The organism is Paenibacillus sp. 01T424 (assembly GCF_056398745.1).
Genome location: NZ_JBFTPZ010000057.1, coordinates 13,428 through 38,777, shown reverse-complemented (window position 1 = coordinate 38,777; position 25,350 = coordinate 13,428). Strand labels below are relative to the sequence as shown.

Sequence of the window (25,350 nt, the reverse complement as noted above, 5' to 3'; positions counted from 1 at the left end):
GTTTTTTAATCCTCCTCATGTAATTACAAATTTCCTTTTCAAACTGCTTTGAGATTAATGTAACATGCTTGCTACTCCCGTAATCTTCAATGTTCAACTTACCTGTATATTCCTTAACGACCATCGGACATAATAACTCAGGAGGTGAGTGCCTATGAAATGTGCATATTGTGAAAACTTAAAGCTTATAAAAGGAAGAAAAAAGTTATGTTATATTTGTGCTATCATCAAACGTTAAGAGAATGACAATCTAGTTTCAGAGGTCCCGTACATTAAATACGGGTCCTATAGTAATTCAATATTCAACGAATCAGCTAATGAAATACATTTTTAACCATCAGGCTAATAACCTCGGAGTTGAATTGAAACTGTTGAATTTTCAACTATTTTCACTGTTGACTGTCACTTTACCCCTCTAAAGGATTATATTTACCCTCTTATCCTCAGCCATATTTGCCGAGGATTTTTGTTGTATTACAATATTCAAATGGTTTTCCTACTTATCCAGCACAATGTTCCCGGCATTGAACTTATCTGTCACTGGCGAATGCACAAGCGAGCTAATATCCTTAAACATAAAGTAATCTAATATCATAAACTTCAGGAGGTCTTGGCGATTAGCATGAAGAAGAAATCAAAGAAATTAAAACCGTACATTCGATTGAAAGGCAACCGCATTAAAAGTACGTTTAATGAGCTTGAGCTTCTGGAACCTCATCCAAATAAGCAATTAAAGTCTTTACTCCACCATATCTATACTTACTTACCATCTGGCTCCTCTAAATGACTTCTATTCCAATTGGGTTGTCTGGGATAAATCTGTTAATACTATCCCAGCTACCCGTTTAAAAAACACAACATGACCTTCTCTTGCATCTAGCACCTCCCACGGTCTTCGTTATTCACTCTTTTTTGCTGCGGTGATTAAAATTTGATTTGATGATTCATAACTTGCCAGCGTTTTGTATTTACTTTCTTAAAACCGGGAACCATACTGTCACCAATGTAAGGAGTGAAATTCCCATGACTAATGAACGACTGGATTGGACAAGTACAAGCATTCCTTTTGCTCGAAATAAACCTTTAAAATTAATGATCTTCATCTTCATCCTAATTTTTGGTCTTATGGCCTTATCACCCACTGATCGATCTCATTGGCTAGCTGATAGTATACCGCTTATCCTGGTTATCCTTATCCTTGTCTTTACTTATAAGTGGTTTCGTTTTTCAAATCTGTCCTATCTTTTGATGCTTGTTTTCTTTTGTCTTCATAGATTCCAAGCGCTAAATAATATCAAGATTGGTGTAAGTAATATTACCGTCATTACCCATTTCATGGCCGTTCCTCAATATATTCGCTCATAATCGTAATGGGGTAGTAGTAATCTCTTTCCTCGTCGCTACCAAACAGATTGAAAATTTGCGCGGACCTTGTAGGTACTGTAAAGATACTTCAATAATTTCCCCACGAGTAGCTGCAATAGCTGGACCCTTTAAATCAATTTTATCACGTCGAAAATAAGCTTTCTCTAGCTGACCAATGATTTCCTCTTTGACCTCTTCCGTTAAGCGACCATCCAGCGCTACTAAATGCGCGGCCTCATATGCCTTTTTTTTGCAGTACTTGATCCCTATATGTAAGGTTCTCTCCACGCTGGGCTGAAACAAAAAATAGAGAATGAACAGAGATAATATAACGAATGCAATAACAGCTTTCATATAAAAATGCCGGCATGCTCGCAAAGCATGCCGGCTCCCCCCTTACTTATTTTAATTTGGTTGGGACCGTTGTGTTTTCTGAGATGGTATGTGCTCGAGTCTTTTGCGTAGATAACTAAATACTTCATTGATCATTTACCCGATCAATCCGCTGCGCTCTACGCTTTCTACGAAATAGCGCTGTGCAAACATATACAAAAGTACGATCGGTGCAATAAACAGCAGCTCGCCCGCGTTTTTAACCATATAGGCATAGAGTGGGTCCGTCATAGAGAAGGAAGCCCACATGACAGGCAACTTGGTCGATAATACATCTGTTGATGTCAGGAATAGAGAGACGAAATAATTGTCATTCCACTGCCAAACGAACGAGAATAGGACAACTGTAACGATCGATGGAATGGCATTAGGCAGCATGATGCGGTAAAACGATTGAAAAACGGTACATCCATCAATGTAAGAAACCTCCTCCAGCTCCATAGGAATGCCTCGGAAAAACTGGAGAAAAATGAAGATAAACAAACCGCTCTTTATTCCCATGCCGGTAGCAGATTGAAGAATAAATGGCCAATAGCTGTCCAGAAGATTAATCCCCTTCTGTCCAGTGAACAACTCGATAAGACCGAATACATCGAAGTAACGATAATTGAGATAAGTTGTAATCATAATCGTTTGCACAGGCACGATAATAGTAAAGATAACGCCCCCGAATAAAATCTTACTCCCTTTAAAGCGCAATCGCGCAAATCCAAATGCCGCCAGAGAACAGGAAATCACTTGCAGGAGAGTCGAAACTCCCGCAATCGTAAATGAGCTCATGAATGTCTTCGGATAGCGGAGCGCCTCAAAAGCAATTTTCAGCGTATCTAATGTGAAGTTTTTCGGAATCCAAAGTACGGTCGTATCATACAAATCCACACGATCCTTAAACGACACCGATAGCTTGAAAAACAGCGGATATAAAATCACAAAGCAAAAACCGATCACGAGTATCGTTCGAACAGTCACCCAGCTCCAATGCTTACTCCAATTAAGCAGGCTGAATCGCCTTGCACGTTCTCTCCAAGCTGTTGCGCTTGAACGGATGGCCAGCTTCACTGTATTCCCCCCCTTTGCCTGTTAATCGTAATAAAATACTTTGCGTGAAACGAGTGTCATAGTCACAAGTAGAATGACGGATACGATAAGAAAGTACACCCACGCCATCGCAGCGCTGAGGCTGAAATTAAGTGTTTGAAACGCCGTATCCGTTATCATCTGGCTTAATGCGTTTGTACTATAGGAATCAATAACGGTATACACGATATTCGTCAGTAAAATAGGGCTAAGCATCGGGAAAGTAATTTTCCAGAACGCTTCATAGCCGGTCGTCCCCTCAATTTTCGCTGCTTCATACAAAGATGGTGAGATCGATTGGAGCGCTGCAAGGAATATCAGTATCTGCACACCAGATGAGCTGATAATTTCATAAATTCGATCGACTGATCCTGTAATGTAGCTAATAATCCCATTACCTACACCCGCCTCAACCAGCATTCGCTGAAGCTCAAAGCTAGTAAAAGCAAAGCCTCCATCCTCACTTGAAGAACCCGTAATCGATGAGGCAATGGATGCCATCTCAGAACTGTTCTCTAGTGATAGCACGGGGGCTGCAAGAAGTACCGGAAGAAAAAATACGGCTCGCGCAAATATCCTTCCTCTAAATTTCTGATTAATCAACGTTGCGACAAATAAACTAAATATCGTAATAGACGGCACATTAATCAAAATATCAGAAATTGCCTCAATCAGCGTTCGATTGAACGTTGGATGCGACATAAATAGCTGCTTATAAAATGAAAATCCTTCATATTTGGTATCGAAGCCGCCCTTACCAAGAGTTAGCGTATTTAAGCTATACAGAAAGGACTTATACAATGGAATGCTAAACAAGAAAACAAAACCTAGAAACCAAGGTGTTACGAAAAGAATGCCTARTCTAGACTTTTTCTGCTGCAGCGTCGGACTTTTACGCTTCATCATAATCCACCGCCGATCACGCGGTAGCCCTGTGCTTCAATAGAAATATCGTCTACCGTTACCGCAGATTTATTGTAGTTCACTATTATTTTTTTGCCTTGTTCAAACGTTGTTTCGAATACTTCATCAGCTAACTTGCGGTGACCCTTAATCGTCTGATCCTGCACATCTCTTAAGATGGCATTGGATTCGTTATATAGTTGAACGGCCTCCTCAAACCAATCTCCATAATGCGGAGAATATAAGCTGTTCAGCTTCGTATCACGAATCATAGTAGGCTGTGCGTAAAACCATTGATAAAATACATTGGATCCTGTCTCCAGCGTTTTTAGCAAGGCGGTTCTCTGATCTTGATCACGGCCGAGGTTTATAGGCGTTCCGGCATAGTCCACATATCCGTGCAAGACCATAGAGTAGAATGGCACATCTTCGTCAGCAATATTAAATTCACTGCTCGTGAGCGGAGCATTTACGATCGTCTTCGCATACGGCAATGTGTAAGCATTCCCTCCGCTAAGCATGATTTTCCCGGTTTCTTCTTTAATCTTCTGCAGGTTATCACCGATAATCCCTATGGCTTCCTGTCGGTTAACGGTTTCATGAGAGGTAACATCACTGTTTAAATCCTCTCCCAAATCACGTAAGGAAACGCCATCGGAGTCAAATGATTTATAGTTCTTCAGAAACTTATCTACCACACCCGTCAATTTACGAGGTGAGAGCAAATAGTAGAGCATATCTGAAGGATTGGTTGTTACAATATCATCATCGAAGCTTTTAGCAAATTTACGATTAAGGAAGCGCGTGGCATCTTTTGATGCTTGAAAGCCCTTGCCGTTTTCATAAACCCTCTGAAAAGCAACGTCCGGATATACCTCGATATTGTTTTCCTCTGCATAATTTAATAATTTCTCAAACTTCTTTTTTCCACCAAGAATAGAATCCAGCTTGATCGATGAAGGCAGCCTGTGCTGAACGCCCTTGTTAAACCAACCTGAATATTTGAGCTGGATTTGGGATATGTCACGTTGCTGCAAAGACTCCAGTATTTCTATCGCCTGTGAATAGGTAGTTACCGCTTCAGTAGATGGATAAGGAATACCTAGAAAGTTTTTACGAACTGGAATTGAGCCGATTAACTCCAGAACGAATGGCGTGTCGCCCCCGCTTTTATGCCGAGTCAAGCCATAGTGCTTAATTAGATAGTCCCTGTAGTAATTAGCCATTCCCGTATAATCAGCAGAAGAGTCTTCTAAAAAAGCATAGCGAATTTGAAGGCCACTATCATACATCTCCGAGTATTTAGGAACCTGCTTGGTAACCGAGCCCGTTCTAAACACAACTGGTTCCATATCTTTCATTTTGAAAGTGGCACCTACCCGGTTATAGCTATTCAGCTTGCCGCTCGTATCCGCCGTTATTGTTGCCTGGGCATCGCCCTGTTCAATAATGGCAAACATCGCGTGATTCTCTTGCTTCATTCCAAAAACAGGAAATCTAGAAACCTGTGTATATTGAACCTCAGTTCTCGAATTTTGCAGCGGTGTCTGATCGATGCCATACAGCGGAACCTCATAGGCACGTGCTGCATGGTTGTTATTGTTCAAATAAATGAGTGCTCCTGATCCATCCGGCACAAACATATAACCTTCAGCCTCATTATCAGCGGCTCCGAAAAATGGAAGTAATTGCATCGTATGAAGGGGGAATGCGTCCGAATCCATCACCTCATCCGTTGCAATTCGTGCAATGAGATTCTCACCCTCAAGCTGGTAGATAAGCGGGATAGTAAATCGAGGTGCTACATTTTCTGCCTGATCCCCACTCTCCACCATCTGGTTATCTTCTTGTGCATCTTCAGCCGTATAGCCGATGGACTCAAGAACTGCCACGACGTCCTTTACGACATAATCCTGCATTTTTTTGCGCTCATACTGCTGCTTCTCCTCGTTGTAGAAAAAACGAGTACGAAGCTTATTTCTAACGGCTTCATCCGCAATTTTGTTCAAGATTCGTTCTTCAAACCGTTCTTTGCCGACAGCTTTTGGGATAGAACTTAGACCCTTCTCTGAGCTTCCGATTTCGTAAGTGATTTTGACGCCGTTATCAACGAGAGCAATCTCAAACTGATTCTTCTTAATGCTCTCTTCTTCATTGTTCATAAAGGACTCATGCCCTTTGTCATTGAAATACGAAATAATCAGCTGTGAGGCTAGATTGGTTTTATTAATTGCCGTTGCAATCGTATCTTTGGCATGATCAATGGGATTGGTCGACCATACTTGCCCGTTGCGTTTCTCCCTCACACTGACCTCAGTCGTCTTCTTATCGATAAATAGCTGCAGATACTCATTCTCAGCAATCATACCCATTCCACCCGGAAGTGCTCTCATTTCAGAAGCGATAGTCACTTCGTGGTTATCTTTCTTCACTTTCTGACTCTCGTTCGCAGCCTCCATCTCGCTTCTGAACATGGTTTCGTATAGGCATGATGCTGCAATAAGACAGCAGAGCATCATCAATATCGTCCGTTTCTTTCCCTTACTCATGTACGCACCTCCTCACGCTCTTGCCCTGATTTCTGAATAGATTGAAAGTATGAAAGTGGTCATCTGCTGCAGTAAGCTAAAACAAAGGATGCATAGAAAAACAATAAAAACCATGACTACAACGGTGAGGAATAAAGTCAGTAGTGTTTTGAAAATAGAGTATTGGTGAATGGTCATCATACCCACGAACAACAACCACAAAAACCAGCAAATAGCTGCAGACTCAATCAAATAATAAAAAGGGGCTTCTTCATGCGTAATCATATTACTGAATACGACTTGCGGCAGGTACAAAATAATGAACGGCAGCAGCGAATAACCAACAGCCGTAATAATCTCAAGAAACTTTCCTTCACCGTCCATTAATGTTGTCAGTGACCAGTTAGCCACACAAAACAAAATAAATGGCAGCACAATATAGATGAGCTCATCCACGCTGTTAAGTGTGCTTAGCTTATTGAAATTAACAACAAAGCCAGAGTATTGCCGCTTCAAAATCATCGTCACGACAAGTAACAACAGAATAATCAGCGCAATTTTCACTCGACCCTTCTGTTCATACTTCATCTCCCRGAATCCGTTGAAAGGTCTCATCATTGTATAGAAAGGCGCTTTTACAATATTGGTTTCAACAAAGTAGAGCTTCGGCTTTCTTCTGACCCAATAGATACGGATTGCAACGAAGAGCGCGGCAGCGGAGAGTAGAACCGTCATAATGGTACCAAAATGTTCCCATACATATTGCTTGCGGTATTGTTTGAAAGCTTCTGAATAATACTTCCTGTTATTTCCGTTTTTGAAATAATTCATGGCCATCTTGTTCTCATTTTTCTTAAGAAACGCTTTGCCCATACTAATATAAGCGATATCGAAATTAGCGTTTAATTGAAGCACCTTATTCCATGAATCAGCAGCTTCATCCACCTTGCCCGCATAATGGGCCTTTACAGCTTGCCGGATTAGTTTGCCATAGCGAGTCGGCGCAAAAATCGTCATCCGGTTCATCTCATTATCCAGAACCGCTATTCGCTCTCCGAGCATTGAAAGGGCAACCGGTTTTTGAAAGTTATTAGCCTGTGTGCCTATTCCCCCAAATTGATAGAGCAGGTTGCCATCGCGGTCATAGGTAAAGATGCGGTTGCGAGTGGAGTCTAAGCCGCTATACATGCCGCTTTCATCGGATACTACATCAATGAATCTGGAGCTTCCTCTATTTTTTTGGTCACTCACTACACTTTTTGTGGGGTCAAGACGAATAACCGAAATGTCTCCCATCGGAGGGAAATAGCCTTCACGGCGCAATATGTCCTCCCCACTGGGATTAAACCTCTTAATTGGTGTATTCGAATTAGCCTCCGAAGATACGGCATAGATTAGGCCGCGATCATCGACATCCAAATTACTGAATTCAATTGGCAGGAATAACTCCATTTTCCCGACTTGCTCCTTGGTCGATAAACGTTTCCACAGCAAGTCAGTTGGATTAAATCTCACTTTGTTCGTTCCGATATAACCTTTAAAACCGCCTGAAGCGTCAAGCTCCATAATCCCCTCAAAGGCACCTTGTGCAATCACGTAAATCCGATCAAACTTATCAACGTACAGCTTGAAGGGGAAATATTGAAACCCTTCCGGGATTATACTGGACTCAGGAGCTCCGAACAATTGAATGAGAGTTCCATCATTGCTGAGCTTAACGATCCGATTGTTGTACGTATCCGCTACGTAAATATTTTGTGAAGCATCGACAAATACGCCATAGGGCTTGTTGAAGGTTTCCTTCTTGCCGTTATTGTCGAAGCCGTCTATCGTACGAATAAGTTTGCCATTCTCATCTAAGCTGACGATACGATCGTTTCCTGTGTCTGCGATATAAATCCGATGATCCTTGGCAACAAATAAATCCTGCGGAACATTAAAATGGCCGATACCAAGCTCCGATCCGTCCACATGCTTCTCGGCCAGATATGGATATGGCGCAGGCTCCGCCTCTTTCCAGTAGGAATAGTTGTATCCGTGATCAGGCAGAGCATAAGCCGGAACAGCGAAGCCGGTAATGAAGCACATAAGGATAAGAAATGATGCAATGCCCCTTATGGACGCCAATTGCGTTCCCCCTTTCTCTTTTATTCTTTCAGGCCTGATGTCGACATTGTCTGAATCACGCTGCTTTGCGTCACGATAAAGATCGTGACCGGCACAAGCATCATAATGAGCGCAGCGGCAGCCATCGGTCCTGAACGAGCAAATCCTCCGGACAAAATTTGGCTAAAGGCATAATCCATCGTTTTTAACTGTTCACTAAACACATAGGAAGCGCCTTGGCCCCCGCTGCCTGTTCCCCATAAGCCTTTAAAGGAAAAAATAATAAGCGTTAGCCACGCTGGCTTAACCATTGGCATGACTATGGTCCAAAAGATCCGGTACTCGCTCGCACCATCAATCTTCGCGGCTTCAATTATCGCATCAGGGATTTGCTCCATAAATTGCTTCATTAGAAACAACCCCAGCGAAGTTGCTAGAGCCGGGAAAATCAGCGCCCAATAAGAGTCGAGCAAACCCAGCCACGTAATCGTTAAATAGTTGGGAATGGAAGTTACCTGAGATGCAAACATCAGCGATAGGATAACAATCCCGAATAGGATATTGCCGCCTGGAAGCTTCAGCTTCGCCAACGGATACGCTGCCATGGAAGCTAAAATGACGTGCCCGACCGTGCCGGTTAATGCAACAAAGACCGTATTAAACACATAGCGAGAAAGCGGTACCCATGAATCAGAAAAAATAAGTAACAAATCATAAAAATTATCCACTGTCGGAGAACGTACAATAAATGTGGGAGGAAACAGGAACATCTCATCCAAAGGCTTTAACGCAGTGCTGATCATGAAAACGAAAGGCACTGCCATGAATGCTCCCGCTCCTAGCAATATTAGAAATAGAGCTATATCAACAGGAAGGGAACGATTGAGTTTCTTCTCTCGACGCAGACGAAAGCTTATATTCATGCTCTCTAGTCACCCACCTTCCGAAGCAATTTCTGCACGACCAAGTTCGAGCCTAGCATAATCGCGAATAATACGGTTGCAATCGCACTAGCATAGCCCATCTCGAAACGGATCGTCCCGAAATCATTCAGATGCGTTACTATTGTATGTCCCGCATACTGCGGGCTTGGGAAGCCGACTAGGCTTGTTGCCACATCTGCGACTGCGAACGAAGATGTAATCTGCATAACCGCGCCAAACATCAGCATCGGACGCAGTGAAGGCAATGTAATAAACCACAGCTCCTGCCAGCGATTTCTTATTCCATCGATCGCACCAGCTTCAATTAGCGTCATATCCATTCCTTGTAATCCAGCGATAAAAGCCAGAAAGGCTGTACCGAGGCTTAACCAGAGCTGAACCAGCATAATAATCGCCAGCATGTATTTGGGATCCTGCAGCCATTGAATCGGTTCAAGAATAAATCCCCATTTCATCAGGAATGCGTTGATATAGCCGAAAGAATCGCCAGAGAAGGCAACTTGCCATATCAAATATACATTTCCTGAAATCGAAGGCGCATAAAATAGAAGCGTTATAACAGACCTTATCTTAGGTGAAAGCTCGTTGATGAGCCATGCCAGAAAGAAGCAAACGATATAGCTGAGCGGACCGGTTATCACCGCGAACAGCAGCGTATTTTTCAACGCAATTAGAAACACTTCATCCTTGACGAACAAGTTGGCATAATTTTCCCAACCCACCCACCCTGGCGCTTCAAGTACATTAAAATCCGTGAAGCTAAGTCCGAATGCCATAAGGACTGGGAAGGCGGTGAAGATAAAGAAGAGTATGAAATATGGAGCAAGGAGTACATACCCATGCCGTTTCACACTAATCTCGCCCCGTAGATGAGCAAGCCTCTTCCGCCTCTCGCTAGGCTGCCTCTTCAATCTGCTTGGACCCTGCAATTCAACGCTTGCTTGATTTGGGCCTGACAATACAACCGCCCCCTCTCTCTAGTTTGGCAAGCCGAACTCTTTTCGCTTTTTCACAATTTCCTCATTAATAAATTTCGTATAATGGTCTATCGCTTCACGTGGATCCTCGTTAGAGATAACGACGCTGCGGAACGCATTGTCAAGATGACGGCCAGTGAAATATCCGCCAGCAACCTCAGGCAATCCCTTTGCCCATTTCCACTGCTCCATCAATACGTTGTAATCCTTCACCTGCCAAGGAATCCGAGCCACCGCTTCCAGATTAGCTGTGGAAGTTCTTCCAGCCGGCCCGAAAATGGCTTCAATTTCAAGACTGTACTTCGCCTGCACATCCGTGCTGGTCCACCAATCTAGGAAGGACCATGCTTCCTCCTTATGCTTACTGTCCTTCAGCATAATAGCAGCGGTTCCAGTTGCAGGCACTTCCCGGCGAATAGTGCCGTCAGCCTGTTCAAGTCCTGGAACCAGGGTGAAATTCCATAGTCCTTTCAGCTCCGGTGCAACGACGTTGATGAGATTGAATCTCGTATAGTCRGCAATCGCGATTGGCATCTCTCCACTGCGGAAACGGTTCACGAAGTCGGTCGTTAACGGCAGCTTATAGGTCGTATATAATTCCGTCCAATCGATAAATGATTTTACGGACACCTCAGTATCTAGTGCGCTGGCTTTATCACCTTTGCGATAAATTTCCCCGCCGTTTTGGAACAGCATCGTTCCGAATGTAAAGTTAACCGGCAATGTAGCGTTATCTTGTACGTTCGCCCCCGTTTTCACCAAAACCTGAATAGGGAAGCCGAACAACAGGTTTTGCTTCTGCAGCTCAGGAATAATCTCAAAGACATCCTCCCATGTTTGCGGAATTTCCAGATTCATTTCCTCAAGAATATCCTTCCGATAAAATAAAACCGGAAATTGCTGCTCAATAGGCAGTGCGAATGTTCCCTTATTGAATTCATAAGGAACTAAAGCGCTCTCATGGAAGCGCTGCTTCACCTTGTTGAACCCAGGATATTTGGATAAATCCTCCACTGCATTCCGCAAGGCATAATTGACTGGCTTATCTTCCGGCAGAGCGAAGGAAACATCAGGACCGCGTCCTGCCAGCATGGCTTGCATGAGCACGCCTTCACTGACCACTTTTATGTCGACGGCAACTCCGGTTTCAGGAGTAAATGACTCATCAATAAGCCGCTTCGCAATTTTTGCCTGATCAATCCCCTGCGTCATCCACACCGTGATTTTTTTACTGCCTTTCTCCGTCGAACCGAGCACATTGTAATCGGTGAAGAAAGAGAGCATGAACTTGCCCACTTGATGCTTCATTCTTTTGAAAAACTTCGCTTTGACAGCAGGCATTTTCTTATCAGGTGAGGCGATGACAAGATAATCAATCGATAAAGGCATATAATTGATGGAATAAATCCAATCTCCTAATGAGCTTGTATTGGATTTGAACGTCTCTAACCGGCGTGCTATTGTCTCTGGAGCATCTACCATGTCTTGCAGCTGAAAAATGAGCCGATTCAATGAAGCTGTGCGATCACTGCTGCCACCAGATATTTTCTCTACACGCTCAACTATAGATTTCAACACTTCCATTTGTTTGGTGAAAACTTCAATCATCTCTGGAATTTTTTTGTCAAGCTGATAATCCCGATATTCATCCGGTACCGTGCCCGTCACCATAATAATGCGCCGGAAAATATAATTTAGATCCAGCACGCTGGACTCCACTGTTCGCAGCAGCAATGCCATTTCTCCGAGTGTCACTTCAAGCTTAATCTCATGCTTGCCTTTCGTTAAATAAAATTGGTACGGACTCTTCCCGTCTCCAAGCTCATTCATTTCCCAGTTCGTTGAGAAACCAAAGGCAATGCCATCAGCCTCCTGAAACGGCAGCTTGCCGTCAATATACATTTTGCGATAAGAAATCATACCTCGTTGAAAGCTTTGTTTATATTTAATGCCGATATAATAAAGTCCATCTTCCGGCACTTCTATATCCCAAGTCATCCACTGACCGGATTCCGCCCAGTTGAAGCCGCCAATCGTATTGAGTCGGATTTGAGACATATGATAAGGCTCGGTAGACGGGCTACTGCGATCCATCATCGGATAAAGTACTTGACTTGACTTCAAATCCGCTAATTCCCCTTGAACCTTGATCATGACATCAGAAGCATCTTTATAACCATTCGATTCATATTCAGCGGCAACCGCTTCGTAATCCTTTGCTTGTTCAACTTGGTTCAGCTTGATAGAACGAATCAGCATCTTTTCCTTTGCGGAAACTAAAGTGATGCTGTGCTTCCCTGGAGTAAAATAATATAAATAGGGTTCATTGTGGCGACCATCCGCACTTTGTGCGTACGTCTCCTGCCACATCGGCAGCTCTACCTGCTGGACATGGGTGTCATTCCCACGCTTATCACGTGCAATTTCCGCTTTGCTCGTCCAAACTCTTCCGAACACCAAATTTCTGCTCTCAGCAAACGGCGCTTCTCCATCAACCAGCAGCTCGCGGTCAATATCCGCACCCTTACCCTCCATAGGATAAAAATTTATTGCAATATTATATAAGCCTTCATTCGCTACATCGAACTCCCATGAGATACTTCCCGTTTCATCCGATTCAACCGCATTGCCCGCCAATCCAGCCATGTCGTTAACGACGTTAGCCTTCATGTCTACCACTTTAGAAAAGGTATCTCCTGGGATGATAATCTCTTGCCCTGGCCTAGGCGCATTCTGATGCTTCACCAAATATTGGTCGTATCCGTTCTCACTCTTACTACCGAGCATCTGCTCCGAGATAGCTTCAGATGTATCAGCAGCATTTGAGGCTGCCTTTACCGTGGACATCCCCTTTGATTGAAAGCTCTGGGGCAGGATGCACACAGCAGATAGCGTCACTAAAAGTACTACCTTGACTATTCCATATTTATTGACGTTGGCCATATGGAATCCCCCTTCCCGCTTATGAGCAGCACCCCAACCATAGTAATGAATTGGGGTGCGCGCAGCGTTTTATGCAACCAAATCCTATTTCTTCAAAGTCACATCAATTGCAGCCTGAGCAAGCGGTTTAATTCTCGCAAGCTCACTTGCAGGTGTCGCTTTTCCTGTCATGATATTATTAATCGCTTCATCGAAATAACCCTGAAAGCCATCATAGGCAAAGAACTGCATCACCGTTCCGTTACCAAGCATTTTACGCAGCGTATTGAGGCCCTCTTCACTTCTAAAGTTAGCTTCTTCTCCATGAATTACGCCATCATAGCCTTTTTCAGGGTTTCTCTCATAAAGCTCCTGCCAAACTGTCATAACTGCTTTAGGGTTTTCTACATCCGCCATCAGATGCCACATGTTTACAGTTATTGGAACAACATAATCGGTTGCTTTAGGACCCTTAGGAAAGAATACATAACCCCAGTCATCGGCCAAGCTGCCATTGAAATCTGCTGAAACCCAACGAGCTCCAGGATAGAATAGCGCTTTGCCTTCCACAAAAGATCCGCCCACAACTTTATGAACATTGTATAAATCGGAGACAAACTGTATAGCTTCTAATGCTTCCGGTCCCTCAAATGTAATTTGGTCATCTTTCGTTACAGATCCGTTATTGGAGTAAATGAAAGGAAGCGTTAGGCTCGAAGCTGTATCATAAGGAGTTACGCCGAATACGCCATCCTTCGTAGCGGCTTTGGTCATCGCTAGAAACTTATCCCAAGTCCATTCGCCCTTTTCCTGCAATTCATAAGGATCTTCCAAACCGAATTTTTGAATTAACGTTTTGTTATAGTAGAATCCATTGCCGTTATTGTCCTTGTCAGTGAAGCTGTACTGCTTTCCGCCGTAGCTGCCATTCTTCAACATAACTTGATTCCAGTTAGGGTCTTTCATATCCACTAGGTCGTCAATATTGCGAAGATACCCCTCACTAACCATCTTCGGAATCGCCCATTCCGTCGGAATCATAATAATGTCGGCAAAAGGCTGCCCTGCTACGGAAGTTGTTACTATTCTTGATTGAATCTCAGCGAAAGGTACGGTTACATACTCAATTTTCACATTGTATTTTTCCTCTGCTTTGCGTTGCATTTCCTTCTCTTCCTCATTCAAATAGTTTTCCATTCCCCACCATTGCCCGATGCGGATCGTTCCGCCTTTGAAGTCAATCTTCTCATCGACTGGCGCAGTTGAAGGTGGCGCTTCCGTTGCCGTCTCCTCGACGGTCTCCGTTGTAGGAGCCGGGGTTGGCTCATCCTTAGGCGCATTAGATCCGGAATTTTGCGAGCAGCCAGTAAATACCAACATTGCAAAAACCAGCATCATCGTTAATAATTTTAGCTTCATTCTTCTTTCCCCCTTAATATCATTTTTTGGATACATTCCTTACTAAACCCAAATGAATGATCGCCTAATGTATAAGGATTGGAGTATATTTGAAAGCGGTTACATTTGGTTGTAATCCTAATTATAAGAGTTTGGTTTAAAGCGAGGTATCTGTACAAATTCATACTTTTTCTACATAAAAAACCTAAACGATAAGGTCCATCAAATCTCATAATAAATAACGATAGATTATCTAAAAATTTTACATACTATTACACCGTGAGCAGGTATACCCTCTAATAAAAGAAGCACCTACGCGAGCTTCATCTCCGCACGGAACCTTGATGGCGTGGTACCAACAACTTTTTTGAAAATTTTTGTGAAGTAGAAATAATCCTGATATCCCGCCTTTTCTGCAATTTCACCCACCATTAAATTAGTATTCCCAAGCAGCTTGCAGGCATAGGTAATGCGTAATTTGGCGATATATGCTGTAAACGTCTCACCTACTTCCTTTTTGAATAATTGACTGATATAACTAGGGTTTGTATAAAACTTGATCGATAAGCTCTGTATCGATATATCTTGAATGTAATTTTGATTCACATAGTTCAGAATAGCTCTAAAGGTTTCATTGCTAATTTCTTGTGAGACGTTTTCGGTCGCTTCAAGAATATATCTGCTTACATATTGACGTAAACAATGAATCATTTCAGATAGAGAGCCAAAAGAAGCAAGCAGCAGTTCATTGCTATATAACATCTTATCGGACAGCTCAATTCCAAACTGGTACATGAATGAAAGTACGATATTATAAAGCTGGAGTGCATGGGTCATAGTCAGACTTCCTTCTCTGAACAGGACGAGTACTTGGTCAAAAGCAACATTCGCAGCAGCTATATCACCTATTCGAATAGCATCATCAATTCTCTTCAGCATTTCGTTAAAAGGTTTGCGTATCGGGTTTTTTTTGCGAAATATCGCTGCTTTACCAGCAATAAAATAATGATCAGCTAATGAATTCGCGATTTCAACCGATTCCTTTAGTTTCTCTATTTCTGTTATTTTTTCACTTACGCCAATTCCACGGATCCGATCAGGCATCCCTTTGCTTATTTCATTAATTGTCTTCTCCAATTGAGCCCACGCCACGAGATACAGAGACTTTGATCTTCCGATCTTAACCTGCAAATAGTTCTCTGAAGCCTGTACTGACTCATTACCGATAGTGGAACAGACGATTAGGCCAACTCCATTATTAAAGCCATCGATTAGGCCATATTGCTCGAGCTTGTGTGTAAGCCTATTGCGATTCGTTTCGTTTGGTTCTTCCAAAAATAATTGAAGTGGATTTTCAGCTGTCTCATGTTGCGCTTCATTATTTTTCTTAAATTTGCTTAGGATCGATATAATATCCTGTTCATCGAACGGCTTAAGGCAATACGCAAGCGCACCATAAGTGAGCGCCTTCTGCGCATAAGCAAATTCTGCATAGCCGCTTACGACAATAAATTGCGCTTTATGCGGAAGCTCGCGTGCTTTTTTAATTAGCTCCAGACCATTCATACCTGGCATACGGATATCGGTGAATACGATATCCGGAAGCATAGCTTCAAACATGGTCAGTGCCTCTGTCCCGTTATGAGCCATTCCTACAACCTTAAACCCATAAGCATGCCAATTAACACTCGCCTTAAGACTCTCAGCAACCCATGCTTCATCATCAACTAGCAGAACCTTATAATACATTCGAAAATTCCCCCTTCGTCGACAGCTTCACCGTTACCCGAGTTCCTTCACCTTCCTTGCTAGCAATATCAAGTCCATACTCTGAACCACAAATCAGCTTGATCCTTACATTCACATTGGCAAAACCGATGCTGTTATCTCTCTCGCCTATCAGCAATCCACTCGGCTCCGAGTCCAACAATGTAGATTGGACCCGCTCCAGTTGAGCTTGATTCATCCCTACACCATCGTCCTCAATGACGATAATCAAGTCTCTGTACACATCCAGATTTGCGCTTATCCTTAATAAACCTTGCTTCTCATTTAACTCTAGTCCGTGATAAACCGCATTTTCGACAATTGGCTGCAAGATCATCTTCGGCACATGGCAGTTGCGGGCAAGACCATCGATATCAAATATCACACTAAAGCGGGTACCAAAACGCAGCTTTTGAATTTGTAAATATGAATCGATGATAGAAAGCTCCGTGTCCAGGGGAACATTTCCTCCCCCCTTAACGCTGTAATGAAATATACTTCCAAGCAAAGCGGCAGCCTCTCTAATCTCAAGAACCCCTTTTACTGCAGCCATTCCTTTGATCATTTCCAGCGTATTATAGAGAAAATGAGGATTAATTTGGCAGCGCAGGTATGCAAGCTCAGCTTTCTTCTTCTCTAGCTGCATGAAGGAAAGCACCGCATTTGTATCCAGAAGCTCTTTCGCTAAGGAATCGTTCTTGTGAAGCAAAATGTTGCTTGTAATAATAATGAACATAACTGCTGCGAAAACAGCTCCAAACATAAATATCCAAATAAAAGAAAAGCGAATCGCGTTCATGTCGCGCATCAGTGCGTCTTTAGGGATCATATCTACAATCTCGCTCGAATATTTTTCACTGTTTGAGCTAATGATCTTAGCCATTTGCAAATAACTGGTGCATAAGATGAAAAATAAGACAAAGGTGATGGATAACGCGATTATGGATAACTGTGAACGAATCGAAAGCTTACGCAGCAAGGACACGTCTATCGCTCCATTCTCATGCGTAGGTTGATGAAAATGATGTGGGGACTCCCCACTAAGAAACTGATAAATAAAAATATCAAGCGCTTAGCAGGAAGTTATGGTGTTAGTAAGGTATGAATCAGATGGATGCGGCTTCTAGCAATCGTCGATGTACTTGCTGAAATGCTGCTGCATCGGTAGTTGCTTCTGTAAAGCTTGTCATGCAGGAGTTTACTAGCTTATCCGCTATTTTACGGTCAGCTTGAGCTATCTGTTGAAGCAATTCATAATCCTCAATGCCCATCCTCATCGACTCCAGCCTCATGCTTAGCCAAGGTCCATCCGTACCCGGATAGACGATATGGGTATCGCCGGCAGGCACCTTTTTGGCATGAACTCCTGGAGCAAGCATGGGATTCGTCAATTCAAATGGATCTTGGCCTTCCAGGTAATAATTCAATCCCCAATGGAGATAGCCATCCATTTTGTATAAGTAATTGCCCCAGTGCAGAAATCTTGTTTTGAGAAGCGGAATATCTAGAAAGCGATTCATATAATGACCGCCTGGATTCCAGCATGTATAAAACCATAGCGTATCACCGCCAGCCTGGATTCTTTCGTAAGCCGATTTGTTACGATCATAGTCCCTATTCGTCGGCACCCAAATATCTAATGCCCCTTCCAGTTCCGTATGTATGATTGCGTCAATAAGTGGAACCCCCGGCATAAACTTTCTAACTATGCCTGCCAAGACCCGATAATCTTGAGCCGACTCTTCAAGTGGTTCATCAGCAATATGCTGTACGGTTAAGCTCAACCAGCCGTTAGTGGCAAGGAACTTGTTCCAGGAAGATAGGTATTGCGATATAAATGTATAGCCTTCCGGGCTTGTTGCTTTTATGTTGGTATCATAGTTTAAAACGAAAAATGAATCGTCCCAGCCTCTTCGACCAGCTATATGCCCGCCTTCTATACGGGTGAAGCCCAGACCTAGAAACATTTTGATTAACGTCTCGACACGCGAGAAGTCAAATTCATAGCTGCCGATTTCCGTTTCCTTGATATCAACCAATTCCATGCCGACTAAGAAATGAGTTTGACGAGTCCTGCGCATTGCTTCTCCGTATTGGTAAACCATATTCCAGAAGGGCTCCGACCATTTTTCGAGGTTATGCCACTTTGCAATATTGCCAAATGAGAACCAATTCGTAATCGACAGCGTTTCCTCTTTGGCAACTTTAGCTTTAAACACCTCTATTTCAACAGGAATGACATAGCTATTGCCATCAATATGGAAACGCAGCTCCCCGACATGCTGATGTGAATTTGCGGATTCGTCCACTTTCCAGCAAACATATAGGGCATCTTTCTCAGCACGTACTTGGAATTCCTTGCCGACCGGCTTTAAAGCATCGTATACACGGAACGGCGCAAGTCGTGTTACATAATCGGCTGGAGTGCCTACAGGTACGGTGGAATAATCAGGCCCTGTATTCTCATTCACCTGAACATCAATGAGCTGATACATGGACGTATTCTTCACAAATTCAGAATCGGCCGAGACATATTCCCATGTTATTTTCACATTAGAAGGGAGCCCCTCCAACAATATTTGGCAGCCAATATAGGTGCCTCGCGCCGTCTCTAGATTAATGCTTCTCTCCCCTGCATTTGATAATTCAGTATCCGGATAAACCCACTCATTCACATCGAATATTTGCCAATTCATCAACAAGCCTCCTCGCACAAGCTTTTATAATTAGTCGGATTGGTTCGGATAATGCTCAGGCAAAACCGCAATCGTTCCGTCATTTTGGCGAATCCATGTATCGAAATTCCGCTCGCCTGCCTTTAATCGGATAACTCTTGCTCCCGTTTGAAAATGATCCTTGCGGACATTATCAACATAACTCACATATCGCGTAGATCGGCCGTAACAAAGGTGGATACCATGCAGCGTTCCGCTAAAGTCATTCGCATGATCATGACCAACAAACGTCCCCATTACATCTCCCATCTCCACCATCGCCGAGAAGAAACCGGAATTTATAACCGGTGCGCTTACTCCATCAAAGCAGTGTCCCAAACAAGTCTGATTATTCCATACCTCTTGATACTCCGGCAGAGGAATATGAAAGAACGCCAATGCTGGTAAGGGCGAATCATTGTTAATGGACGACAATTTCTGCGATTCGGAGACATACCATTCAATTTGATCTCTTCGAATCCAGTCATAGCCGCCAACCGATGGGTTAGAAGAATAATCACCGCTGTCGAGGAAATACAAAGCAGCGGCCGTTTCATCATTTTGGTCAAGAAGAGTAATGATATAATTACCAGACCCGCTTACATTCGGTGGATCGGCTTCAGCGACACAGTAGCTGTGGGCTAGCTGTTCTTCATGCATTTGCTCACGAGAAACGGCTCCTTCTGAATCATGATTGCCGAAAACAGCTGCCCATGGTATGCCGCTCTCCTCCGCTACCGCGACAGCATCGCGTAAGGATTGAATCGGATCATTTCCTCTGGCACTAGCTGTAACATCACCGGCAAATACGATTAGATCCGGCTTCTCTTGTTTGATAACGCTTTCCATTGTCTCCCTTGTCAAGCGATTAAATTCCGGTGTATCCGAGTCATAATCTCCCGCGTCTATAAACTCCACATCGGAGAATTGGACAATGACGAAGGTACCATCCTCACGAAATTTCATTTTATTGCTCATCCGGCTGATCTCCTTTCACTGTAAAGAATGCTGTACTTGAATTGTATGAACACAGCCCATTTCACTCTACCAGAATAATGACTATCTACTAACAGACTGGTGACTTCATTGCTTTCTATAAGCTGCGGCAAAAAAAAAGCCGCCCAATTAATCGGGCGGCGATGAAAAACAACGAACAATTCAGCTGTTCGAGCTGCCAGAAAGCTTCCTAAACTGCTGGGGGTTCGCTTGATAGACACGCTTGAACATTTTAGAGAAGTAGGAAAAGTTACTATATCCAATCGATTGAGCGATCTCTGAAATCGGCATTGTCGAGCTGGCAATCAACGCTTTGGCAATCCGCATCCTCTCGTTAAGCAAATAATCTGTAATACTCATCCCTACCTCCTTTTTAAACAAACGGGAGAGATAAGCAGGATTGAGATGAACGTATTCTGCGAGCATTTCCCGGGTGATATTCTCCCTGAGATGATCAGCAATAAATGCTTTAAGACGTGGAATGACTGACTCTTCCTGAAAGAGATAGCAATATACCTTTTGAATCAGATTTATACCCCACTCTTCCATCTGCTCTAGCGTACGCGGAGGCGCTTTCATTTGAGGGACGCTAGTGTCTTGAAGCAGTTGATGGGCAGAGAGACCTTTCTTCTGCAGCAGGTAGTGAATCATCTGCAGAAATCCCTGATAATAGGCTTGCAGCGCGTTTGCACCAAATCGTCGATCCGAAGCCAGCTCCTGAAGACTATTCCTCAGCTGCTGAACCAGTTCTTTTTCTTTGCCGTTTTCGAGCAGCAGCGCCCAAGCCGTAAAGTCAGGCAAGCAAGGATCTGGAAAAGGATCTGGACTCTGCTTGCTAAGCCAGTTCAGCTGATTGGACTCACTGAGATTATTGTACTCCATGGACAACAGCGTCTTATACATCACCGTTAACTCATGCAGTCTCACAGGCTCACCGATGTAGCAGGATACCGTACAGTTTAAGTATTGACTGCAAGCATCAATATACATATTGCATCTATCACCAATACGATCACGAAGCGTGGACTCCTCTTCCGGTGAGAAGTAGAGGATCGCCAACGTGACACCGTTCTTGGTCTGAACGACCTCTCCTCGTGAGTCGGCAATCAACAGCTCGGAGGAGGATTGACGAATGGCGTACTCCATCACTTCCTCATCCCGCGTGCTGAGTTCCCGCTTCCAATTTTCTACGCTGACTATGACTGGAAGCAGTCGATCATCCGGCTTCAATGTTATGCCGTACTCAGCTGGCAGGCTGCAGTTGTCATTCTCTCTAGCCACAATACGTTCTGACAGCAGATCGTACCAGAAGCGTTCGCTAAGCAGCGTCTTTTTTTTGTTCCACAACTCATAATATGGCTTGTATTGTTCGCTCTGTACCAGTTCTGCACTCTTCTTATTCACACTAAGAATAGCTTTCCGGATCGCTTCTTCCAAGACTTCATATTCCACAGGCTTCATCATATAGTCAAAGCTGCTGAGCTGGACGGCCCGCTGCATAAACCTAAAATCGTCGTGAGCCGTCAAGAAGATCGTCTCCGTATTCGGGGAATTCTCGTTTACCCACTCTAGCAATTCGATTCCTGTGTTTTTCGGCATTTCGATATCACTAATCATGATTTGAATTTCTTGCTCCTGAAAGATCTTAACAGCCTCTCTCATGTTATAGGCATCGAATACCGCAGAGACACCTAGTGCATCCCAGTTGATTGCATCCTTTATCCCCATGACGGAGTACATCTCATCATCAACAATCAGAACCTGCAAGCTCTTCGCCTCCTGCTATCATGATAAATCTATTGGAATCAAAAACCTGTCTATTATAATCCGAGTCAACGCTATACCCTAATCTACTGGAGCCTCGACAGGAATCTCCAACTCTATTAGAGCGCCGGAGTCAGCGCAATTATCGAATTCCAAGCGAAAGGTGTTGCCGTAAAGAAGCTGCAAGCGATGATAGCTATTCCAGATGCCCAAATGCTGGTCATTTGTTTGATGAAAATAGCGACCACTCCGTAAGGAGTCCAGCAGCTCTTGCGAGAATCCACTGCCGTTGTCAACAATCCGAATGCGGCAACGTTTTTGATCGGTATCAATTATGGAATGAATCTCAATATGAAAAGGATCATCCATGAAGTCGAAACCGTATTTGATTGCATTCTCGATAAAAGGCTGCACGATCAGGGGAGGAATCTGTACCTTCTTCGAGTCCTCATCCATCACAAACCGATAGGTTATCCTTTCGGGAAAGCGGAGCTGCTGAATACGCAAATAACTGTCCATATGTTCCATCTCTTCGGAGAGAGTAACAAACTGCTTGCTCGTTTTGGTCGTAAAGCGAAAGTATTTCACTAGATTAAGGCACATCGCTTGAATTACGGAATAATTTTTGAGCTGAGCAAGGTTATAGACCACATTAATGCTGTTGAGCAGGAAATGCGGATTAATTTGCAGCTGTAAATGCTTAAGCTCCGCCTTATGAGCTCGAATATGTTCTTCATAAACGTTAATTTTCAGTTTTTGAATTTGATGCGCCATGTCATTGAAGGTTTCATTGACCATATAAAACTCCCTAGAAGGAGAATTGTTCAGCCTATATGCCCAGTCCCCTCTTTTGAGAGTGCGCATGCCTTTTATTAATTCATTCATCGGCCTGAGAATAATACCGTTAAGATAAATCAAATAGAGAGAGAGCATCACAACGGCAAATACCGGAATCCAAGCAATAATCATACGAAAACGAGCAAGATTATGAAGCATTCGCTTTTCCGGAATGAACGCAGCCAGCGTAACATCCGTTGAGATAATTGGATTACTGACGACAATGTAGGTATCTTTTTCTCCCATAATCCTCTGGTATTTCTCGTAGAAGTCAATAAGAGGAGGATCGGCGAAACCGCCAACATCGAAGCTTCCGGTGATCAGTTTCCCCTCACTATCCGCAAGAGCAGCAAAGCCTTCTCTTCCCAGCTGAATCAGATCCAGAGGAATCATCAGCTTTTCAAGGCGAACCCATGCTCCCAAGTATACACCAGCGCCCGAATCCACAATGCGTACCAAGCCATGTATGTTACCAGAGCTAACTACCCTCCACCCTGAAAATAATGGGCTGCCGGGCTTTACTGTGTCAAGCAAGTCCTGAAGGCCTTGCTTGATGGCCAGATTTTCATCGTAAGAGGCTGTTTTGATATTGGTATGAATCAGATCAAGATATGCGTTAGAATAGGCGAACTGAATATCTACAGTGCTGTCAAACCGATTATATCGGCTTAAGCTGTTCAGGATCCGCATCTTGGTCAATGTATATTCGTTAGAGTTGTAGACCATCTTGTTCAATGACAGAATATCCACATCCGCGGTTGCTAAATCGTATAGAAAATTAGTTTCTATGCCAAGCGCAGTCTGGATCTGGTTAGAATATAGTGTGATCATACTTTTGCTCGACTCCGCCGCTTGTTCTCGTACGGAATTGGAGGCCGTGTAATTACTGTAAAGCAGCAGACAGACTAGAGGCAACGTAATGGTAATAAAGCCGACCGTTAACTTGAAACGCAAAGAGCCTTTAGGATTCATCACAGTTCTTCCCCTATTCCTTCATGTCGGTATACCTTTTGCATTTTATTATGGCATATCTCATCAGGTTGGAAAAGAAGGAGGAGTTGGAGGTTTACTCTCCAACTCCTGCATATAACTTATTTCGTATTCGCTTTGGCCCACTCGTCTAGCTGGCGCTGCTGTTCTTCCAAAATTTTCTGGTATCCCGCAGCATTACGCTTAGCTTTATACTTGGAAATCGTTCCTTCCACATCATCGACAGCACCTGAGTTCAGAACCATCTGGAACTCTTTATCTACGTTACCGACTGCAGCCTTCTCAGCCTTAACTGGTGCCTCATCGAAAGTAAAGCCAAGAGCGATAGAGCGTTCGGAACTTTCGTTGAACTTCTCGAATTGTTCCCACTTGTCAGCGTCTTCGTTTGCCCACAAGTATGAGATGAACTGATTTCCGAACATCCAACCGCCTGGGCTCGGATAGCCTTGTGTCTCAGCTGTTACGCCTTCTGGATAATCAATGACGTTGTCTGCTTTTTTAACATAGTGCGTACCTTCAATTCCCCAATCCAGCATATTAAGAAGCTTAGCATCCGTATACAGCATATTAAGAAACATCATTGCTCTCTCAGGATCCTTGGAAGTACGGGAAATCGATAGCAATGCTCCATTTGCTTCACCTGTTGTTGTATAAGGTAGTGCTGTCTCAACTTGTACGAGCGGCAGTCCCATTGTTACAGACATTTCTTTATCTTTACCAGGCTTCAATGATGAACCGATTGCAAAGGCTTTGCCGGCTTTTATCATGTTCTCTGCTTGACCGCTAGAATCTGAAGTCATAACATCCTTATCGAACCAACCATTAAGATTCCATTGTCTCATACGCTTCAGAAAATCAATAAATTTAGGGTCTTCTAGGGTATCAATAGCTTTCAACTCTTTGCTGTCACGTGAAATTATACCGCTATCGTAATTAGCTGCTCCCCAAGTGTTTGCAAATTTATTACTAACAACGGGTACTATACCTTGTTCTTTTTCTTTAATTACTTTAAACATTTCTTCCATTTCCTCCAGAGTTTTAACTCCTTCAGTATTGAATTTATATTTATCAACCAATTCTTTGTTTAGAAGGAAACCAAAACCTTGTGCGAATTCCTTTTTGGTAGGAACGCCATAAGTCTTGTTGCTAATTTGTGCGCCTTTCATAAAATCATCGCCCAAAATGGCAGGGATATCTTTACCGTGTTTTGCAATGAGATCTGTCAGTTCTACAAATTGTCCTTTGGATACGTCTAATCCATAACCAAACCATCCGGCAGTAAAGATGAGATCAAAGGATTCGCCGGAAATTTTCATCAGGTTAGTCTTGTCTGTCCAAGAGCCCCAATCAATCGGTTTCAATTCGATAGTTGCGTTGATTTTTTCTGTTAAGTATTTGCTCATTTCATCCTGAACAAGCTTTAGATCCTTAGGCACAGCACCAGGATAAATCAATGTAATTTTGTAAGGCTTGAGACTAGCAGCACCAGTCTCATTGGATGGTGTGTTATTCGTATCCTCTTTTGGAGTGTTGGAACCTCCTGTTTTGTTCTGAGCGCATCCGGACAGAACTAGCATAACAATGATGATCAGGGTTATTCCGATTTGCAGCTTTTTCTTCAACGTAACCAATCCCTTCTTCTCTATGTTTTTATCGGAAACCTAGATGC

The 25,350-nt window shown here is 43.3% G+C and carries 17 protein-coding genes; 1 reads left to right on the top strand and 16 read right to left on the bottom strand.

Features of this window, described 5'->3' with window-relative positions; all coding sequences use genetic code 11:
• Nucleotides 1–1,023 precede the first annotated feature (1,023 nt).
• Nucleotides 1,024–1,365 (top strand): DUF2238 domain-containing protein, encoded by a 342-nt coding sequence (locus tag AC1DPK_RS30155; RefSeq protein WP_477512553.1) that lies wholly within the window; start codon nucleotides 1,024–1,026, stop codon nucleotides 1,363–1,365.
• Here AC1DPK_RS30155 and AC1DPK_RS30150 read toward each other — a convergent pair.
• From AC1DPK_RS30150 to AC1DPK_RS30075, 16 genes are all read right to left on the bottom strand, one after another.
• On the bottom strand, nucleotides 1,360–1,719 hold the full coding sequence (locus AC1DPK_RS30150) for a hypothetical protein (RefSeq protein WP_477512552.1): 360 nt from the start codon (nucleotides 1,717–1,719) through the stop codon (nucleotides 1,360–1,362). The genes AC1DPK_RS30155 and AC1DPK_RS30150 overlap by 6 nt on opposite strands.
• Nucleotides 1,720–1,854: 135 nt before the next feature.
• A complete protein-coding gene (locus tag AC1DPK_RS30145) occupies nucleotides 1,855–2,817 on the bottom strand; it encodes a carbohydrate ABC transporter permease (protein ID WP_305953938.1) in 963 nt (320 codons plus the stop codon).
• Between the two features lie 21 nt (nucleotides 2,818–2,838).
• Nucleotides 2,839–3,741, bottom strand: coding sequence for a carbohydrate ABC transporter permease (locus AC1DPK_RS30140; protein WP_477512551.1), 903 nt, complete (start codon nucleotides 3,739–3,741; stop codon nucleotides 2,839–2,841).
• Nucleotides 3,738–6,287 carry a DUF5696 domain-containing protein gene (locus tag AC1DPK_RS30135; RefSeq protein ID WP_477512550.1) on the bottom strand — a complete coding sequence of 850 codons (2,550 nt, stop codon included), beginning with the start codon at nucleotides 6,285–6,287 and terminating at the stop codon, nucleotides 3,738–3,740. The genes AC1DPK_RS30140 and AC1DPK_RS30135 overlap by 4 nt, the downstream gene beginning before the upstream one ends.
• Nucleotides 6,288–6,299: 12 nt before the next feature.
• Nucleotides 6,300–8,393 (bottom strand): YIP1 family protein, encoded by a 2,094-nt coding sequence (locus AC1DPK_RS30130; RefSeq protein WP_477512549.1) that lies wholly within the window; start codon nucleotides 8,391–8,393, stop codon nucleotides 6,300–6,302.
• A gap of 20 nt (nucleotides 8,394–8,413) precedes the next feature.
• Nucleotides 8,414–9,295 (bottom strand): carbohydrate ABC transporter permease, encoded by an 882-nt coding sequence (locus AC1DPK_RS30125; RefSeq protein WP_076271716.1) that lies wholly within the window; start codon nucleotides 9,293–9,295, stop codon nucleotides 8,414–8,416.
• A gap of 5 nt (nucleotides 9,296–9,300) precedes the next feature.
• The gene (locus AC1DPK_RS30120; protein WP_477512548.1) at nucleotides 9,301–10,275 is read right to left on the bottom strand and encodes a carbohydrate ABC transporter permease; all 975 of its coding nucleotides are present in this window, start codon (nucleotides 10,273–10,275) and stop codon (nucleotides 9,301–9,303) included.
• 18 nt (nucleotides 10,276–10,293) lie between these two features.
• Nucleotides 10,294–13,236 carry an extracellular solute-binding protein gene (locus AC1DPK_RS30115; RefSeq protein ID WP_477512547.1) on the bottom strand — a complete coding sequence of 981 codons (2,943 nt, stop codon included), beginning with the start codon at nucleotides 13,234–13,236 and terminating at the stop codon, nucleotides 10,294–10,296.
• An 84-nt stretch (nucleotides 13,237–13,320) separates the two neighbouring features.
• Nucleotides 13,321–14,634 (bottom strand): ABC transporter substrate-binding protein, encoded by a 1,314-nt coding sequence (locus tag AC1DPK_RS30110; protein ID WP_477512546.1) that lies wholly within the window; start codon nucleotides 14,632–14,634, stop codon nucleotides 13,321–13,323.
• A 291-nt stretch (nucleotides 14,635–14,925) separates the two neighbouring features.
• Nucleotides 14,926–16,362, bottom strand: a complete 1,437-nt coding sequence (locus AC1DPK_RS30105) for a response regulator transcription factor (RefSeq protein WP_477512545.1) — start codon at nucleotides 16,360–16,362, stop codon at nucleotides 14,926–14,928.
• Nucleotides 16,352–17,365 (bottom strand): sensor histidine kinase, encoded by a 1,014-nt coding sequence (locus tag AC1DPK_RS30100; RefSeq protein ID WP_477512544.1) that lies wholly within the window; start codon nucleotides 17,363–17,365, stop codon nucleotides 16,352–16,354. The genes AC1DPK_RS30105 and AC1DPK_RS30100 overlap by 11 nt, the downstream gene beginning before the upstream one ends.
• Nucleotides 17,366–17,486: 121 nt before the next feature.
• A complete protein-coding gene (locus AC1DPK_RS30095) occupies nucleotides 17,487–19,076 on the bottom strand; it encodes a DUF4091 domain-containing protein (protein WP_477512543.1) in 1,590 nt (529 codons plus the stop codon).
• Nucleotides 19,077–19,106: 30 nt separating this feature from the next.
• Nucleotides 19,107–20,072, bottom strand: coding sequence for a metallophosphoesterase family protein (locus tag AC1DPK_RS30090; protein ID WP_477512542.1), 966 nt, complete (start codon nucleotides 20,070–20,072; stop codon nucleotides 19,107–19,109).
• A gap of 180 nt (nucleotides 20,073–20,252) precedes the next feature.
• Nucleotides 20,253–21,857: a response regulator transcription factor gene (locus AC1DPK_RS30085; RefSeq protein WP_441880558.1), complete on the bottom strand. Its 1,605-nt coding sequence runs from the start codon at nucleotides 21,855–21,857 to the stop codon at nucleotides 20,253–20,255.
• 78 nt (nucleotides 21,858–21,935) lie between these two features.
• The gene (locus AC1DPK_RS30080) at nucleotides 21,936–23,663 is read right to left on the bottom strand and encodes a sensor histidine kinase (protein ID WP_477512556.1); all 1,728 of its coding nucleotides are present in this window, start codon (nucleotides 23,661–23,663) and stop codon (nucleotides 21,936–21,938) included.
• Between the two features lie 119 nt (nucleotides 23,664–23,782).
• The gene (locus AC1DPK_RS30075; RefSeq protein ID WP_477512541.1) at nucleotides 23,783–25,303 is read right to left on the bottom strand and encodes an ABC transporter substrate-binding protein; all 1,521 of its coding nucleotides are present in this window, start codon (nucleotides 25,301–25,303) and stop codon (nucleotides 23,783–23,785) included.
• Nucleotides 25,304–25,350 lie beyond the last annotated feature (47 nt).

Excerpts from the sequence above, each read along its gene's own strand:
- AC1DPK_RS30155 (WP_477512553.1), top strand. The coding sequence starts at position 1,024 with ATGACTAATGAACGACTGGATTGGACAAGTACAAGCATTCCTTTTGCT.
- AC1DPK_RS30150 (WP_477512552.1), bottom strand. The coding sequence starts at position 1,719 with ATGAAAGCTGTTATTGCATTCGTTATATTATCTCTGTTCATTCTCTAT.
- AC1DPK_RS30135 (WP_477512550.1), bottom strand. The coding sequence starts at position 6,287 with ATGAGTAAGGGAAAGAAACGGACGATATTGATGATGCTCTGCTGTCTT.
- AC1DPK_RS30125 (WP_076271716.1), bottom strand. The coding sequence starts at position 9,295 with ATGAATATAAGCTTTCGTCTGCGTCGAGAGAAGAAACTCAATCGTTCC.
- AC1DPK_RS30110 (WP_477512546.1), bottom strand. The coding sequence starts at position 14,634 with ATGAAGCTAAAATTATTAACGATGATGCTGGTTTTTGCAATGTTGGTA.
- AC1DPK_RS30105 (WP_477512545.1), bottom strand. The coding sequence starts at position 16,362 with ATGTATTATAAGGTTCTGCTAGTTGATGATGAAGCATGGGTTGCTGAG.
- AC1DPK_RS30095 (WP_477512543.1), bottom strand. The coding sequence starts at position 19,076 with ATGAATTGGCAAATATTCGATGTGAATGAGTGGGTTTATCCGGATACT.
- AC1DPK_RS30090 (WP_477512542.1), bottom strand. The coding sequence starts at position 20,072 with ATGAGCAATAAAATGAAATTTCGTGAGGATGGTACCTTCGTCATTGTC.
- AC1DPK_RS30080 (WP_477512556.1), bottom strand. The coding sequence starts at position 23,663 with ATGAATCCTAAAGGCTCTTTGCGTTTCAAGTTAACGGTCGGCTTTATT.